The organism is Streptomyces sp. NPDC107517 (assembly GCF_055582645.1).
The window spans coordinates 507,804-521,593 of sequence record NZ_JBVJPM010000001.1 but is presented as its reverse complement, the minus strand read 5'-3'; the positions used below and the strand labels follow the sequence as shown (position 1 = coordinate 521,593).

The following is a 13,790-nucleotide window of genomic DNA, read 5'->3' as shown; positions in this document are numbered from 1 at the left end:
GGGGGACGTCAGAGAGCCTCTACGCCCGTAGACACAGGCCGTAGAGGGACGAACGTAAGCCTCACCGGCGGCCTTGCCAAGACCATCGCCGTTAACCGGCGGAATCGATCATGTTTCGCACCCGTGCGGGTGAGAAGCGACCGGGCTAGGCGTGGAATCCGGCGACTCTGAGCGCGTGCACGACGTCCCAGTACCGCTCGTCGGAGACTCCGCGCGCCGCCTCGACGAGCAGCGGGACGAGGCGGCCCGGGTCGTCGCGCACGCTGCGGGCGGCCTCTTCGGGGGTACGTACGCGGACGTAGGCGTCGAGGAGCGCGCGGGCCTCGCGGTGGCGGCCCTCGCCGGTGAGGCGGAGCACGGAGGCGCCGATCTCGGTGGCGGGTCGGGCCACCCCCTGGCGCAGGATCTGCTGGGCGTCGGCGGTGCGTCCCGCGGCAGCGAGCGCGTCGGCGGCGGCCACGAGGAGACCGGCCGGGAGCGAGGCGGTCTCCCAGAGCAGGGTCGCCCAGTCGGCACCGAGGCCCGCGCGGCCCAACTCGGCGGCGAGCAGCGGGAATCGGGCGGCGGGCCAGTGGGCGGCCTCGACGAGCACGCCGTGCGCCTCCCCGCCGCGGCCCTCGGCGCGCAGCCGCAGGAGAGTGGCGACGCAGGCGGCGGTGGCGTCGCGCGCCTCGCCGTCCAGGCGCTGCGGGGCGGGCGGTGCCGCTTCCCGCCCCTCGGTGGCTCCGGCGAACCGGGCGCCGCGCGGGCCCGCGGCGGAGTTCCGTAAGGGGCCTTGAGCGGCTGGTGGCGTGGGGTCGGCGGCCGGCTCGGTCGCACCAGCGACAGGGGCCTCGGCCTCGTCGAGCATCCCGGCGAAACGGGCGCTGCCACGGGGGCGGCGCTTGCGTTCCTTCGGAGGCTTGGATCGTCCCCGGAGGTCGGGAGGTGCCGACTGCGGGCGCTGCTGCGGTACGAGGAGGGGTGAAGGCGGCGGAGGCGGTGGCTGTCGGTCCAGGTCCGCCATCCTCCGGCGGAGCTCCGTACAGCGGGCCGTCGCGCGTTCGTGGTCGTCGCGCGCCCAGGCCAGGTCGAGGCGCATCGCGTCGGCCTCTTCGCGCGTGGCGGCCGTGTGCAGGAGCTGGGCCAGTTCCACCTGCCGCTCGGCGGCGTACCGCTGCTCGCGGAGCATCACGTCGAGCCGGTCACCGAGCAGGTCGCGGCCGCCGGGCCGTTCGTCGAAGGCGGTGAGCGAGGCGCGGTGCAAGGCACGGGCCCGTACGGCCTCCGCCCCTGCTCCCGCGTCCGCCGCCTCGTGGGACCCCCCGCCCACGCCCAGATCCTGGAGCAGGGCTTCCACGACATCCCAGGGGGGCACCTCGGCACCGGTGAGGCAGGCCCGCATCCCGTCGGGGTCGCGCTGCCAGAAGATGCCGCACCAGCCGGCGTCCTGGTCGAGCCGGGCCAGCAGGCTTTGCAGGTACACCGCGAACTCCCGGACCTGGTCAGGGAGTTGTTCCACTTCCATCACACGCCGCCCGATCCCTCCGCAAAGTGGAGTCTTCCGGTTCGGAAGAAAACACCCTCCGTGTTTCGAGGGCGCTACGGGCGCTTTTCCGGGGCGGGACCGTCCTCACTCGCCGCAGCTAGACGGTCACCAGCGAGCAGCTCGCGACGATCTCGTCCATGGAGAGACCGAGCGTCCGGGCGAGGGCCGCGACCGTGAAGAACGCGGGCGTGGGCGCCCGGCCGGTCTCGATCTTGCGGAGCGTCTCGGCGGACAGACCCGCGCTCGCGGCGACCTCCACCATGCTCCTCCCGCGCCGGGCCTCGCGCAGCAGGAGGCCGAGCCGCTCGCCGCGCTCGCGCTCTTCGGGGGTCAAGGGGGTTCGGACCATGCGCCCAGTCTACTGGCAGAACCCCCATTCAAATACCGGTATTGTAATTGGCATGGTGGAACTCAAGACAGACACATCGATCGACGAGATGCGGGAAGCGGGCCGGGTCGTGGCCCAGGCGCTCGCGGCGGTCCGCGAGAAGGCGGCCGTCGGGGTCTCGCTCCTGGAGCTGGACTCGGTGGCGCACGGTGTCCTGCGCGCGGCCGGCGCGGGCTCCCCGTTCCTCGGCTACCGCCCTTCGTTCGCCCCGACCCCCTTCCCCGCGGTCCTGTGCGCGTCGGTGAACGACGCGATCGTGCACGGCATCCCCGACGGGTACTGGCTGCGCGACGGCGATCTCCTCTCGGCCGACTTCGGCGCCGAGCTGGGCGGCTGGGCCGGCGACTCGGCGATCAGCTTCACGGTCGGCACGGCACGCCCCGATGACCTGCACCTCATCGGCACGGCGGAGCACGCGCTGGCGGCGGGCATCGCGGCGGCGGTCGTCGGCAACAGGATCGGGGACATCGCCCACGCGATCGGGAAGGTGTGCCGGGCGGAGGGATACGGCATCCCGGACGGCTTCGGCGGGCACGGCATCGGCCGCAAGATGCACGAGGACCCGCCCGTCCCGAACGAGGGACGGGCGGGCCGGGGCATGCGTCTCAAGCACGGCATGGTGCTCGCGATCGAGCCGATGGTGATCGCCGGCGGCATGGACGACTACTACGCGGCCCCGGACGGCTGGACCCTGCGCACAGGAGACGGCACCCGCGCCGCCCACGCGGAACACACGGTGGCGATCACGGACGCGGGGCCGCGGATCCTCACTGCGCCCTGAGCGGGCCGCCCCGGCGCCGGCTCAGTTGTCCTGAAGGAACTTCTTGGCCAGGGAGTCGCCGAGGGCCACCGCTGCGCCGTGGCTCTCGATCGGGGACGTCTGGTTGTTCTTGAACACGATGTACGTGACGCCGGAGTCCGTGCCGCCGGTCTCCGGGTCCGCGTCGATGCCGAGGGCCTTCGCGGTGGCGTAGGACGCCTCTCCGATGATCTCGTTCGGGCCGGTGTCGCCGACGACCGCGTACTCGACCTTGTCGTGGTAGATGACGGCCACGACGCCGCCGCCCTTGATGCCGGCTCCGGCGTAGTTCCAGATGCCGCTGGAGCTGGGCACGACGACGTACGGGAGCTTCTCGGCGTTCAGAGGCTTGCCGTTGGACTGGTGGAAGGCCGTGTCGTCCTGGAACCAGGGGTCGGTGCCGGCGTTGCACTCCGTGGTGACCTGGCCGTCGCAGTCGATGTCCATGTCGGCCTTCCAGAAGACCGCGCCGTTCTTGCCGCAGACCGGCACGGTCGCCGAGGTCTCCTCGTCGGTGCGGTACTTGCCGTTCGATATCTGCGAGCAGGACGTGACCTTGGCGAGCAGGTCGGCCGCGCCGACCGTGCCCTCCTGGGCGCGCCGGGGGCCGGTCTCGCGGGCGGTGGCGTTCGTGGGGAGGAGCGCTGTGGCGAGCAGCGCGGCTCCGGCGGAGGCGGTGAGGGCGAGCGTTCGGTTACGCACGTGGGGGACCCATCTGTTAGGAAAGTTTCCTTACCTTCGAGCCAAATCTGGCGCCACCACAGGTACCTGTCAACCCCTCGAATTCGCCAAGAGGCCCGCGTTTCCCGCCGGTTGACGTAGACCTCACGTCAGCCGACGGGACCCACGGGCCCCTCACGGCACGTCCGGTCAGCCGCCGGAGGCGGGCCTCACCACCATCGCCGAGCCGCCGCCGCGCCGCACCTTCTCGGCCGCGGCGAGCCACTTGCCGTCCTTCAGGCGCTGCACGCCCGTCGCCGCGCCGATCTCCGGGTTCTGCTTGAAGACGTGACCGAGCGCCTCCAGGCGCGCTCTCGCCGGCGAGTCCCACAGGCCCGGTTCGAGCTCCGTCGCCGCCGCGTTGCGCTGGCTGGCGCGGGGCGCCGCGATCGCGTCCACCAGGGGCAGCCCGCGGTCGACGAAGCCGGTCAGCGTCTGCAGGACGGTCGTGATGATCGTCGCGCCGCCGGGCGAACCGAGCGCCACCACCGGCTGGTCGTGCCGGTCGAGGACGATCGTCGGGGAGATCGACGAGCGCGGGCGCTTGCCGGGCCCCGGCAGGTTCGGGTCGTGGACCGCCGGGTTGGCCGGTGCGAACGAGAAGTCCGTGAGCTCGTTGTTGAGCAGGAAGCCGCGGCCCGGGACGGTGATGCCGCTGCCGCCCGTCGACTCGATCGTCAGCGTGTACGCGACGACGTTGCCCCACTTGTCGGCGACCGTCAGATGCGTCGTGTTCTCGCCCTCGAACGTCGTCGGGGCCGCCTTGTCGCCCAGCTCACCGCACTTGCCGGGGTGCCGCGGATCCCCCGGCGCCAGCGGGCTCGTCAGGACCGCGTCGTCCTTGATGAGGCACTCCCGCGAGTCGGCGAACCGCTGCGAGAGCAGCTCCTTGGCCGGCACGTCCTCGAAGCCGGGGTCGCCGACCCAGCGCCCGCGGTCCGCGAACGCGATCCGGCTCGCCTCTATGTAGCGGTGCAGATACTGCTCCTGCGTGGCCTTCGACAGGTCCGTGCGCTCAAGGATGTTGAGCGCCTCGCCGACGGTCGTACCGCCCGAGGACGACGGCGCCATCGAGTAGACGCCGAGCCCGCGGTACGAGGTCTTCGTCGGGGCCCGGAGCTTCGCCCCGTACGCCTCGAGGTCCTTGGCGGACAGCTTGCCGGGCCGCGCGATCCGGCCCGACGCCGGGTCCACGGGCGGCTTGTTCACGGTGCGAACGATGTCCTCGCCGATGTCGCCCCGGTAGATGGCGCCGACGCCTTCGTGCGCCAACTCCTCGTAGGTGCGCGCGAGATCGGGGTTCTTGAACGTGGAGCCGACGACAGGGAGCGCGCCGCCGGGCAGGAACAGCTCGGCCGTGGCGGGGAAGTCCTTGAACCGCGCCTGGTTCGCCGCGGTCTGGGAGCGGAACGTGTCGTCGACCGTGAACCCGTCCCGCGCCAGCTTCTGCGCCGGCCGGAGCACCGAGCCGAGCCGCTCGCTGCCCCAGGTGTCGAGCGCGGTCTGCCAGGTGGCGGGCGTGCCCGGCGTCCCGATGCTCAGGCCGCTCGTCACCGCGTCGTTGAAGTCGAGGGGCTTGCCGTTCTCCAGGAACAGGCCCGAGTCGGCGGTGAGCGGGGCCGTCTCGCGGCCGTCGATCGTGTGCACCTTGCGGGTCTTCGCGTCGTAGTACACGAAGTAGCCGCCCCCGCCGACGCCCGCGGAGTACGGCTCGGTGACGCCGAGCGCCGCGGCCGTGGCGACGGCGGCGTCCACGGCGTTGCCGCCCTTGCGGAGGACCTCGATCCCGGCGGCGGAGGCGTCCGCGTCGACGCTGGAGACCGCGCCGCCGTAGCCGACCGCGAGCGGCACCTTCTGTGCGGACGCTTGGGGCGAGTGGTTCGCGTCGGACGCCGGGGCCGCGGCGGCACCGACCGTCACCAGCGTCGCCGCGAGGGCCAGCCCCGAGAGATTCCGAAGACTTCGCGGCTTCCCCGGAAACCCGGGATTCATCCGATTCCGCGCAACAGGACGTCTCATCCGTACCTCCAGTCAACAGCCGTCTGCGCAGCGTAACTTCAGTTCCGCACGGCGTCAGGACCCCCTCGAACAAGGATCCGTCCGCCCGCTAGCATGCGCCCCCATGACGGAAGACGTGCGCAACATCGTCCTCGGCGTGATCGCGGCCGGGATCAGCGCCGCCCTTGGCTGGCTCGCCCGCACCTACTTGTGGAAGCGCAAACTCCGCCGCAGGCAGGCCTTCTTCGGGCTGCCCGACAACTCCGAGTCGCTCCTCGTGGTGAACCGCGACGCGGGCGGTCCCGAGCTGACGGTGAAGCGTCACGACGTCTTCGCCCTGCTCGAACTCTCGGCGATCATCAAGGACTGCGGGGCGCACGCGCAGGTCGTCGCACACGACACGGCCCAGCAGGGCTTCGGCGAGCGCACCGAGTTCTGCGTGGGCGGACCGGCGTCGAACCGCCGGATGGCCGCCCATATGCACAGCCTCCTGCCGGGCATCCGCGTCAACACGGACCCGGAGCCCGGCCCCGACCGCGGCGCGTTCCAGATAGGCAGCGAGCGCTACCGCCTGGAGCCGGGGATCACGGAGTACGTGCTGCTCGCCCGGCTGACGGCGGGCCAGGGGCAGGGGTCGCGCCCGGTCTTCCTCTTCTGCGGCCAGCTGCCGGTCACCAACCAGGCGGCCACCCGCTATCTCGCCCGCCACCACGAGCGGCTGGCCCGCAAGCACGGCGGCAACGCGTTCGTGCTCCTTCTGAAGGTCGTCAACTCCCAGGCGTACGGCCCCGATGTGGTCGAGCTGGTCGGCGACGTCACCCGAGCCGCCCAGGCGCCGGCCCCCGCCGCCACGCCCCGCGCCTCCTCGCACCGGGCGAAGTGACCCGCCCCCGACCTGGGGTGCGGCGGACGCCGTTGAACAACAAAACATCGTTACCCGTACGTAACTTACCGACGGGTTACCTGCGGTAAGACGTCACGGTTACCGTCGGGTCACTTTGCACTGACACGAGTGAGGAGTGACCCGTGGGACACCCGCGACACCCGCGCAGAGCGCTGCGTACGACCACTGTTGGTGCCGTGTCCGCGACCATGATCGCCGGGGCGGCGCTGGGCCTGGCCCCCGCCGCGCAGGCGGCGCCGGGGCCGGGCGTGCGCTTCGTCGACATCACCGGCGCCGGCGGCACGGTCCTGAAGGCCAACGTCGTGGCCCCCTCCGACACCTCGCGCAGATACCCGGTCGTCGTGCTCCCCACGAGCTGGGCCGTGCCGCAGGTCGAGTACCTCGCCCAGGCCAAGCAGCTCGCCGACTCCGGCTATGTCGTGGTGAGTTACAACTCGCGCGGCTTCTGGCAGTCCGGCGGCGAGATCGAGGTCGGCGGCCCCGAGGACATCGAGGACGCCTCGAAGGTCATCGACTGGGCCCTCAAGAACACGCAGGCCGACCCGGACAAGGTGGGGATGGCGGGCGTCTCCTACGGCGCGGGCATCAGCCTGCTCGCCGCCGGGCACGACAAGCGCATCAAGGCCGTGGCCGCGCTGAGCGGCTGGGGGGACCTGATCGACTCGATCTACTCGGGCCGCACCCAGCACTTCCAGGCCGCCGCCCTGCTCTCCGGCGCCGGCTATCTCACCGGCCGCCCGAGCCCCGAACTCCAGCAGGTCATGAAGGACTTCCTCGGCTCGAACCTGGCCAAGGAGGACGACATGATCGCGTGGGGCAAGAAGCGCTCCCCCGAGACGTACATCGACAGCATCAACAAGAACGGCGCCGCCATCCTGCTCGGCAACGCCTGGGGCGACACCATCTTCCCGCCCAACCAGTACGCGGACTTCTACGAGAAGCTCACCACGCCCAAGCGCCTGGAGTTCCGCCCCGGCGACCATGCCACGGCCGAGGCGACCGGACTGCTCGGGCTGCCCAACGACACGTGGGAGGACACGCACCGCTGGTTCGACCACTACCTCAAGGGCGACGACAACGGCGTCGACCGCGAGCTCCCCGTCCGCATCAAGTCCCGCTCCACCGGCGCGTACGAGAGCTACCCCGACTGGAAGTCGGTCGGCGCGACGAAGAAGAAGATCGCCCTCACGGGCACCACCACGATCCACACGAACGTCGACTCGGGCGCCAACGGCGGGCTCCTGGAACTGTCGAACATCCTCGACCAGTTCCTCCGGCTGCCCCCGACGGCCTCGGTGCCACTGCTGCCGCGCCGCTGGGCGGGCGTGTGGCAGTCGGAGAAGTACACATCCGAACAGCATGTGCGCGGGACCGCGAAGCTGCACACGACGCTCACTGCGACCAAGGAGAGCGGAACCCTCGTCGCGTACCTCTACGACGTGGGCCCGCTCGGCCTCGGCAAGCTGGTCAGCAACGCGCCGTACACCTTCCACGGCAAGACACCCGGTGCTCCGTTCGGCGTGGACCTGGAGTTGTTCTCCACGGCCTACGACGTCCCGGCAGGGCACCGGCTCGCCCTGGTCGTCGACACGGTCGACCCGCTCTATATCGAGCACAACCCGACCGGCGCGCAGCTGACCTTCTCCTCGCCGAAGGACGACCCGTCATACGTGTCGATCCCCCTGCGCAGGCAGTGATCTCCGGCTGCTGCCGGGCGGGCATGGCCCTGTGGTCTCTGCAAGGAGCCCCTGCTACTGCACCCCCGGCAGCAGCGTCACCGGTTCGGCCGGGGCGACATCGACCGCCTCGACCTTGGGGTTGCGCCGCTGGCGCTTGGACACCCACTGGGCGAACCACGAAAGGAGCATGCACATCCCGATGTAGATCGGAGAGATCACCATCACCACGGGGATGAAGGGCAAATCGTAGTCGAGGTTCGAGGCGATGAGCTTCCCTGCGTGGAGGAACTCCTCATAGGTGATGAGATAGCCGAGCGAGGTGTCCTTCAGGGCGACCACCAGCTGGCTGATGATGGCGGGCAGCATGGCGCGTACGGCCTGCGGCACCAGGACGTGCGTCATGACCTGGGTCTTGCGCATGCCGAGTGCGAACGCGGCCTCGCCCTGGCCGCGTTCGACGGCGTTGACGCCGGAGCGGAAGACCTCGGCGAGCACCGATCCGTTGTAGAGGGTGAGCCCGGCGACGAGGGCCGGCAGCGGCTGGACCTTCAGCGCCACGAAGATGAAGAAGATCATCACCAGGACGGGCATGGCGCGGAAGAACTCGACGACGAGCGTGGCGAGCCAGCGAACCGGCCGGTGGTCGGACAGGCGCCCGACCGCGAGGACGGTCCCGAGCACGAGCGAGAGCACGGCGGCGATGGCGAACGCCTTCAGCGTGTTGCCGAGCCCTCGCAGGAGCAGCTCCTGGATGCCCTTGTACTCGAACGGCATCCACTTCGTGTACGTGAACTGGTCGGTGTCGAAGAGGAGGTAGAAGACCCACGCGAGCAGGCCGAGCAGGATCAGCGTGGACAGCACCCCGTACAGCCGGTGCCGGCGCTCGGTCTTCGGTCCCGGTACGTCGTAGAGGGCCGTCGCGTCGTGAGCAAGAGCTTTCATCGGGGAACTCCCCAGCGCTTCTCGAGCACGTTGAAGATCGCGCTGATGGTGAGGGTGATGATCAGGTAGCCGACGGCGATCCAGAAGAAGGTCCAGATGATGTTGTAGCCCAGCTCGCTGAGAGTCTTGTAGGTGCCGAGCAACTCGTTGACGCTGAACGCGCCGGCGATCGCCGAGTTCTTGGCGAGGGCGATGAGGGTCGAGCCGACGGGCGGGATGACGGACCGGAAGGCCTGCGGGAGCACCACCATCGACAGCGTCTGGCCGAACGTCATGCCGAGGCTGCGGGCCGCCTCGCCCTGCCCCCTCGGGACGGTGTTGATGCCGGAGCGCAGCGCCTCGCAGATGAACGCGGAGGTGTAGCAGCCGAGCGCGAGGATCGCGAACACCTGGAAGGGCAGCACGAGTCCGAAGCGCGGCAGGCCCAGCAGCACAGCGAAGAACAGCAGGGTCAGCGGGGTGTTGCGCAGGACCGTGACCCAGACCGTGCCGAAGGCCCGGAGGGATCCGACGGGCGCGACCCGGAACGACGCCATCACGAAGCCGAGGACGAGCGCGAGGATCGAGGCGTAGACGGTCAGTTCGACCGTCCCGAGGAACCCCTTGGCGAAGGTGGAGAAATTGCTGGTCAGTACGTCCACGAGGCCTCCTCAGCTCGCCGGGTAGCGGTCGATGGGGGGCGGGGTGGGCGCGGGCACGCCGGATTGGCCGAGCGTCGCCTCGAAGGCCCTCTTCCAGTCGCCGTTCTTCTCGCGGGCCTCCAGAGCGTCGTTGAGCGCCATCCGCAGCGCGTTGTCGCTGCGCCGCACACCGATGCCGTACGGCTCCTCGGAGAACGGCTCGCCCACGACCCTGAGTTGGTCGGGCACCTTCGCCGCGAAGCCGATCAGGATCGCGTCGTCGGTGGTGACGGCGTCGACCTGGTAGGTGAGCAGGTTGTCGACGCAGACCGAGTACGTGTCGTACGCGACGAGCGTCGCCTTCGGGTAGTCGGTCTTGATGCGCTGGTAGGGGGTCGAACCGCTCGCCGAGCAGACGCGTTTGCCGGCCAGGTCCTGCGGGCCGTGGATGTCGTTCTCGTCCTTGCGTACCAACAGGTCCTGACCTGCCAGGAAGTACGGGCCCGCGAAGCCGACGAGCTTCTTGCGCATGGCGTTGATCGTGTAGGTGCCGACGTAGTAGTCAATCTGACCGTTCTGCAGGGCGGTTTCGCGGTTGGCCGAGGCGATCGTCTTGAAGTGGATGGTCTTCGGGGGGAAGCCGAGCGAGGCGGACATCATCCTGGCGATCTCGATGTCGAAGCCTGAGAAGAGGCCGGTCGCCGGGTCCCTCTCCCCCAGGTACGGCTGGTCCTCCTTGGCGCCGACGATGAGGTAGCCGCGTTTCTCGGCGCGCTCCCAGGTGGGCGAGGAGGGCAGTCGGAAGTCTTTCGCCACTTGGTAGGTGGGCAGCTTGTCGGGGGCCGGGCCCTTGGTCGGCGGGCTGCCCTCCTTGCCGCAGGCCGCCGCGGCCAGGGCGGTGAGGGCGAGGGCGGCGACGGCGCGGAACACACGTGTCTTGCGCAGCATGGATCGGTCCACCCCCGTCAGTGCTTGAGGATCTTGGAAAGGAAGTCCTTGGCCCGCTCGCTGCGCGGGTTGGTGAAGAAGTCCTCGGGGGTGCGGTCCTCGACGATGCGGCCGTCGGCCATGAACACGACGCGGTTGGCGGCGGAGCGGGCGAAGCCCATCTCGTGGGTGACCACGACCATGGTCATGCCCTCGCGGGCGAGCTGCTGCATCACCTCCAGGACCTCGTTGATCATCTCCGGGTCGAGGGCCGAGGTCGGCTCGTCGAAGAGGAGGGCCTTGGGGTCCATGGCGAGGGCGCGGGCGATGGCCACGCGCTGCTGCTGGCCGCCGGAGAGCTGGGCGGGGAACTTGGCCGCCTGTGAGGCGAGCCCCACCCGGTCCAGGAGTTCACGGGAGCGCTTGTCGGCCTCGTCCCTCTTGCGGCCCCTGACCTTTATCTGGGCGAGGGACACGTTCTGCAGGACCGTCTTGTGCGCGAAGAGGTTGAAGGACTGGAAGACCATCCCCACCTCGGCCCTCAGATGGGCGAGGGCCTTGCCCTCCTCCGGAAGCGGTTGCCCGTCGAGTCGGATGTTGCCCGACTGGATCGTCTCGAGCCTGTTGATCGTCCGGCAGAGCGTCGACTTCCCCGACCCCGAGGGGCCGATGACCACCACCACCTCCCCCTTGCCGACGGTGAGGTTGACGTCCTGGAGGACATGCAGCTCCCCGTAGTACTTGTTGACGTCGCGCAGCTCGATCAAAGGATCGACGGCCATGGCAAGACCTGCCCACTCTCAGCTGTGTCGGTCCGCGCAAACTACCCACGTCAATTTGGGACTTGACCGGCGACACGCACGTATGGCCATTAACCGTATTTGCGCTCCTACGTCTCCGAGGCCTCGGCGTAGAACTGCGACAGCTCGGGCGCCCCGCTGATCGCCCATTCGTGGCCCGCGGCGACGACGTCGACCTCGCGGCCGGAGGGGAGCCGTACCACCGGCTGCCCGTTGGGCCAGATCGCCCAGGTCGCCCCCGATACCTGGCGGACGAGGACCGTACCGAGGTACAGGCCCGCGTCGTTGCCGAGCCACGGCAGCGCTTCCTCGTCCTCGCGCCAGCGCGGCACCAGTTGGTCGAGCGCCTCCAACGACGCGACGGTGTCGTCCAGTTCGACCCCGGCCTCGTGCGCCTGCGAGCGCAGCAGCTCGCACTCGGAGAGAAGTTCGGCGATCCCCTCGGCCCCGCCGTCACCCTCGGTGAAGACGGCCACGCCGAAGGCGGAGCCGTGCTTCCTGCGCCAGTTGTCCAAGAAAGGGATGTTCATACCACTCACCCTGACATCCCCGCAGGCTGTCGCACCACAGGGCGCGCTGAGCTCCATTACGGAGAGTTCGGGCCACATGCGCACGCGGCTCATTGACGCGAACCTGTCTGCTCTTTAGCTTCATGGCTCACCTGTCACGTCTCACCCACAAGTGGAGGGAGTCGGTCGTGCGCCGACGCGTCTGGGGAACGGCAGCTGTACTGGCGCTCTTTACGGGCCTCGCCCCGACCGCCGTCGCGCAGGCCGCTCCGCACAGACCCGGGCCGCTCCCCCTGGAGCGGCTCTTCGACAACAGGGCGGTCAGCCCCGACGACCGGGCCGGGGAGGCCGACTTCGACGGCTCGGGCAGCTCGCTGTCCGCAGGTGACCTGTCGGCGGCCGGCTGGACTCCCGGGCGCGCCCTGGGTGTTGAGGGCGCCCGCCTCACCTGGCCGCGCACGGCGGGGACCGGGCCCGACAACGTGCGAGCCGACGGCCAGCCCGTCCGCGTGCACGGCCGGGGCGACGCGCTCGCCTTCCTGGTGGCCGGAACGGGCGGCGACGCGGCCGGTGGCGGCACCGTGCGTTACCGGGACGGCTCGCGCTCCACGTACCGCCTCACCGCGCCCGACTGGCGCACGGGCCCGCTCGCCACCAAGTCCGTGGCGCTCCCCCACCGCAACACGCCCGGCGGCCAACTCGCCGAACGGACACGGCTGTACGTCGTCACGGTGCCGGTCGCCAAGGGCCGCGAGATCGCCTCCGTGGACCTGCCCCGGGACCCGGGCACCCCCGATCTGCATGTCTTCGCCCTGTCGGTGCGCTCGCCCGCGCCGGGGTGGACCGGCACCTGGTCGGCGTCCACCGCCGGATACGCGGCCGTCGGCCCCTGGGCGGACCGCACGGTGCGGCTCGTCGTGCACACCAGCGCGGGCGGGCCGCGCGTGCGGATCCGGCTCGACAACACGTTCGCGTCGGCGCCGGTGCGGGTCGGGAGCGCGACGGTGGCCGTGCAGGACACGGGCGCCGGGGCCAAGGGCGAGCCGGTGGCGCTGAGGTTCCGCGGCGCGGCGGGTACGACGATCCCCGCGGGGGCGCAGGCGTTCAGCGACCCGGTGGGCTTCGAGGTGCCGGCCGGGGCGAATCTGCTGGTCAGCTTCCATCTTCCGGAGGCGGTCGCCACGGCGCCGGTGCACAGCCAGGCGATCCAGCGTTCGTACGTGAGCCTGCCGGGCGATCACGCGGCGGAGGCGTCAGCGGCCTCGTACACGTCGACGATCACGTACTGGCCGCTGCTCACCGGTGTCGACGTGAGCGGCGGGCCCGGGTCGGTCGTTCTGCTCGGCGACTCCATCACGGACGGCGTGAAGTCGACGCCCGACGCGAACCACCGCTGGCCCGACGTGCTCTCCACCCGGCTGCGCGAGCAGGACGCGGTGCCGCACTACGGCGTCCTGAACCAGGGGATCTCGGCGAACCGGGTGACGGGCGACCGCTATCCGGGGGACGGCGTCTCCACGGACACGGGCGGCGTGAGCGCGCTGCACCGCCTCGACCGCGACGCGCTGTCCCAGACGTCGGCGCGCACGGTCGTCGTCTTCCAGGGCGTCAACGACGTACGGGCCGGCTTCAGCGGGGCCCAAGTCGTGGCCGGGCTACGGGAGATCGCGGCGCGCGCCCACGCGCGGGGCCTGCGCGTGGTCGGGGCGACGGTCACTCCGTGCGAGGGCGAGACCCTGTGCACAGCCACGGCGGACCGGGAGCGGGAGATCGTCAACGCGTATGTGCGGGACAGCGGGGGCGACTTCGACGCGGTGGTCGACTTCGACGCCGTGGTGCGCGATCCGGCGCATCCCGCGCGGATGCGGCCCGAGTACGACAGCGGGGATCATCTGCACCCGGGCGACGCGGGGCTCGACGCGATGGCCCGGGCGGTGGATCTGGGGGCGCTGGAGCCGTAGAGCTCCGGCCCAGCC

Annotated in this window: 13 protein-coding genes; 4 read left to right on the top strand and 9 right to left on the bottom strand. The window is 70.6% G+C overall.

All coding sequences use genetic code 11. From position 1 onward, the window contains the following. Positions 1-145: 145 nt before the first annotated feature. The gene (locus ACZ67T_RS02230; RefSeq protein WP_469981367.1) at positions 146-1,507 is read right to left on the bottom strand and encodes a hypothetical protein; all 1,362 of its coding nucleotides are present in this window, start codon (positions 1,505-1,507) and stop codon (positions 146-148) included. A gap of 118 nt (positions 1,508-1,625) precedes the next feature. Beyond that, positions 1,626-1,877: a helix-turn-helix domain-containing protein gene (locus ACZ67T_RS02225; RefSeq protein ID WP_100591486.1), complete on the bottom strand. Its 252-nt coding sequence runs from the start codon at positions 1,875-1,877 to the stop codon at positions 1,626-1,628. Positions 1,878-1,929: 52 nt separating this feature from the next. Between ACZ67T_RS02225 and map the strand changes: the two genes are divergently transcribed. Further along, positions 1,930-2,697: a type I methionyl aminopeptidase gene (map, locus tag ACZ67T_RS02220; RefSeq protein WP_469981079.1), complete on the top strand. Its 768-nt coding sequence runs from the start codon at positions 1,930-1,932 to the stop codon at positions 2,695-2,697. 21 nt (positions 2,698-2,718) lie between these two features. Here map and ACZ67T_RS02215 read toward each other — a convergent pair whose 3' ends face one another. Next, positions 2,719-3,417 (bottom strand): glycoside hydrolase family 75 protein, encoded by a 699-nt coding sequence (locus ACZ67T_RS02215; protein ID WP_469981078.1) that lies wholly within the window; start codon positions 3,415-3,417, stop codon positions 2,719-2,721. Positions 3,418-3,585: 168 nt separating this feature from the next. Then, a complete protein-coding gene (gene ggt / locus ACZ67T_RS02210) occupies positions 3,586-5,454 on the bottom strand; it encodes a gamma-glutamyltransferase (protein WP_469981077.1) in 1,869 nt (622 codons plus the stop codon). 103 nt (positions 5,455-5,557) lie between these two features. Between ggt and ACZ67T_RS02205 the strand changes: the two genes are divergently transcribed. Continuing rightward, positions 5,558-6,316, top strand: a complete 759-nt coding sequence (locus ACZ67T_RS02205) for a hypothetical protein (RefSeq protein WP_469981076.1) — start codon at positions 5,558-5,560, stop codon at positions 6,314-6,316. A 209-nt stretch (positions 6,317-6,525) separates the two neighbouring features. Further along, on the top strand, positions 6,526-8,034 hold the full coding sequence (locus ACZ67T_RS02200; protein ID WP_469981366.1) for an alpha/beta fold hydrolase: 1,509 nt from the start codon (positions 6,526-6,528) through the stop codon (positions 8,032-8,034). 54 nt (positions 8,035-8,088) lie between these two features. Here ACZ67T_RS02200 and ACZ67T_RS02195 read toward each other — a convergent pair whose 3' ends face one another. The 5 genes from ACZ67T_RS02195 to ACZ67T_RS02175 form a co-directional block, all read right to left on the bottom strand. After that, the gene (locus tag ACZ67T_RS02195; RefSeq protein ID WP_469981075.1) at positions 8,089-8,958 is read right to left on the bottom strand and encodes an amino acid ABC transporter permease; all 870 of its coding nucleotides are present in this window, start codon (positions 8,956-8,958) and stop codon (positions 8,089-8,091) included. Then, positions 8,955-9,599, bottom strand: a complete 645-nt coding sequence (locus ACZ67T_RS02190; protein ID WP_469981074.1) for an amino acid ABC transporter permease — start codon at positions 9,597-9,599, stop codon at positions 8,955-8,957. The genes ACZ67T_RS02195 and ACZ67T_RS02190 overlap by 4 nt, the downstream gene beginning before the upstream one ends. Positions 9,600-9,608: 9 nt before the next feature. Then, on the bottom strand, positions 9,609-10,526 hold the full coding sequence (locus tag ACZ67T_RS02185; protein WP_469981073.1) for a glutamate ABC transporter substrate-binding protein: 918 nt from the start codon (positions 10,524-10,526) through the stop codon (positions 9,609-9,611). A 17-nt stretch (positions 10,527-10,543) separates the two neighbouring features. Further along, positions 10,544-11,287 carry an amino acid ABC transporter ATP-binding protein gene (locus tag ACZ67T_RS02180; RefSeq protein WP_469981072.1) on the bottom strand — a complete coding sequence of 248 codons (744 nt, stop codon included), beginning with the start codon at positions 11,285-11,287 and terminating at the stop codon, positions 10,544-10,546. A 107-nt stretch (positions 11,288-11,394) separates the two neighbouring features. Next, on the bottom strand, positions 11,395-11,835 hold the full coding sequence (locus tag ACZ67T_RS02175; RefSeq protein WP_469981071.1) for a DUF6278 family protein: 441 nt from the start codon (positions 11,833-11,835) through the stop codon (positions 11,395-11,397). A gap of 122 nt (positions 11,836-11,957) precedes the next feature. Between ACZ67T_RS02175 and ACZ67T_RS02170 the strand changes: the two genes are divergently transcribed. Then, a complete protein-coding gene (locus ACZ67T_RS02170; RefSeq protein WP_469981070.1) occupies positions 11,958-13,775 on the top strand; it encodes an SGNH/GDSL hydrolase family protein in 1,818 nt (605 codons plus the stop codon). The last annotated feature ends 15 nt before the right edge of the window (positions 13,776-13,790 follow it).

Bases quoted from the DNA above. Each gene is read 5' to 3' on its own strand.
- ACZ67T_RS02195 (WP_469981075.1), bottom strand. From the start codon at position 8,958: ATGAAAGCTCTTGCTCACGACGCGACGGCCCTCTACGACGTACCGGGA.
- ACZ67T_RS02175 (WP_469981071.1), bottom strand. From the start codon at position 11,835: ATGAACATCCCTTTCTTGGACAACTGGCGCAGGAAGCACGGCTCCGCC.
- ACZ67T_RS02230 (WP_469981367.1), bottom strand. From the start codon at position 1,507: ATGGAAGTGGAACAACTCCCTGACCAGGTCCGGGAGTTCGCGGTGTAC.
- ACZ67T_RS02200 (WP_469981366.1), top strand. From the start codon at position 6,526: ATGATCGCCGGGGCGGCGCTGGGCCTGGCCCCCGCCGCGCAGGCGGCG.
- ACZ67T_RS02185 (WP_469981073.1), bottom strand. From the start codon at position 10,526: ATGCTGCGCAAGACACGTGTGTTCCGCGCCGTCGCCGCCCTCGCCCTC.
- ggt (WP_469981077.1), bottom strand. From the start codon at position 5,454: ATGAGACGTCCTGTTGCGCGGAATCGGATGAATCCCGGGTTTCCGGGG.
- ACZ67T_RS02205 (WP_469981076.1), top strand. From the start codon at position 5,558: ATGACGGAAGACGTGCGCAACATCGTCCTCGGCGTGATCGCGGCCGGG.
- map (WP_469981079.1), top strand. From the start codon at position 1,930: ATGGTGGAACTCAAGACAGACACATCGATCGACGAGATGCGGGAAGCG.
- ACZ67T_RS02180 (WP_469981072.1), bottom strand. From the start codon at position 11,287: ATGGCCGTCGATCCTTTGATCGAGCTGCGCGACGTCAACAAGTACTAC.
- ACZ67T_RS02170 (WP_469981070.1), top strand. From the start codon at position 11,958: ATGGCTCACCTGTCACGTCTCACCCACAAGTGGAGGGAGTCGGTCGTG.
- ACZ67T_RS02225 (WP_100591486.1), bottom strand. From the start codon at position 1,877: ATGGTCCGAACCCCCTTGACCCCCGAAGAGCGCGAGCGCGGCGAGCGG.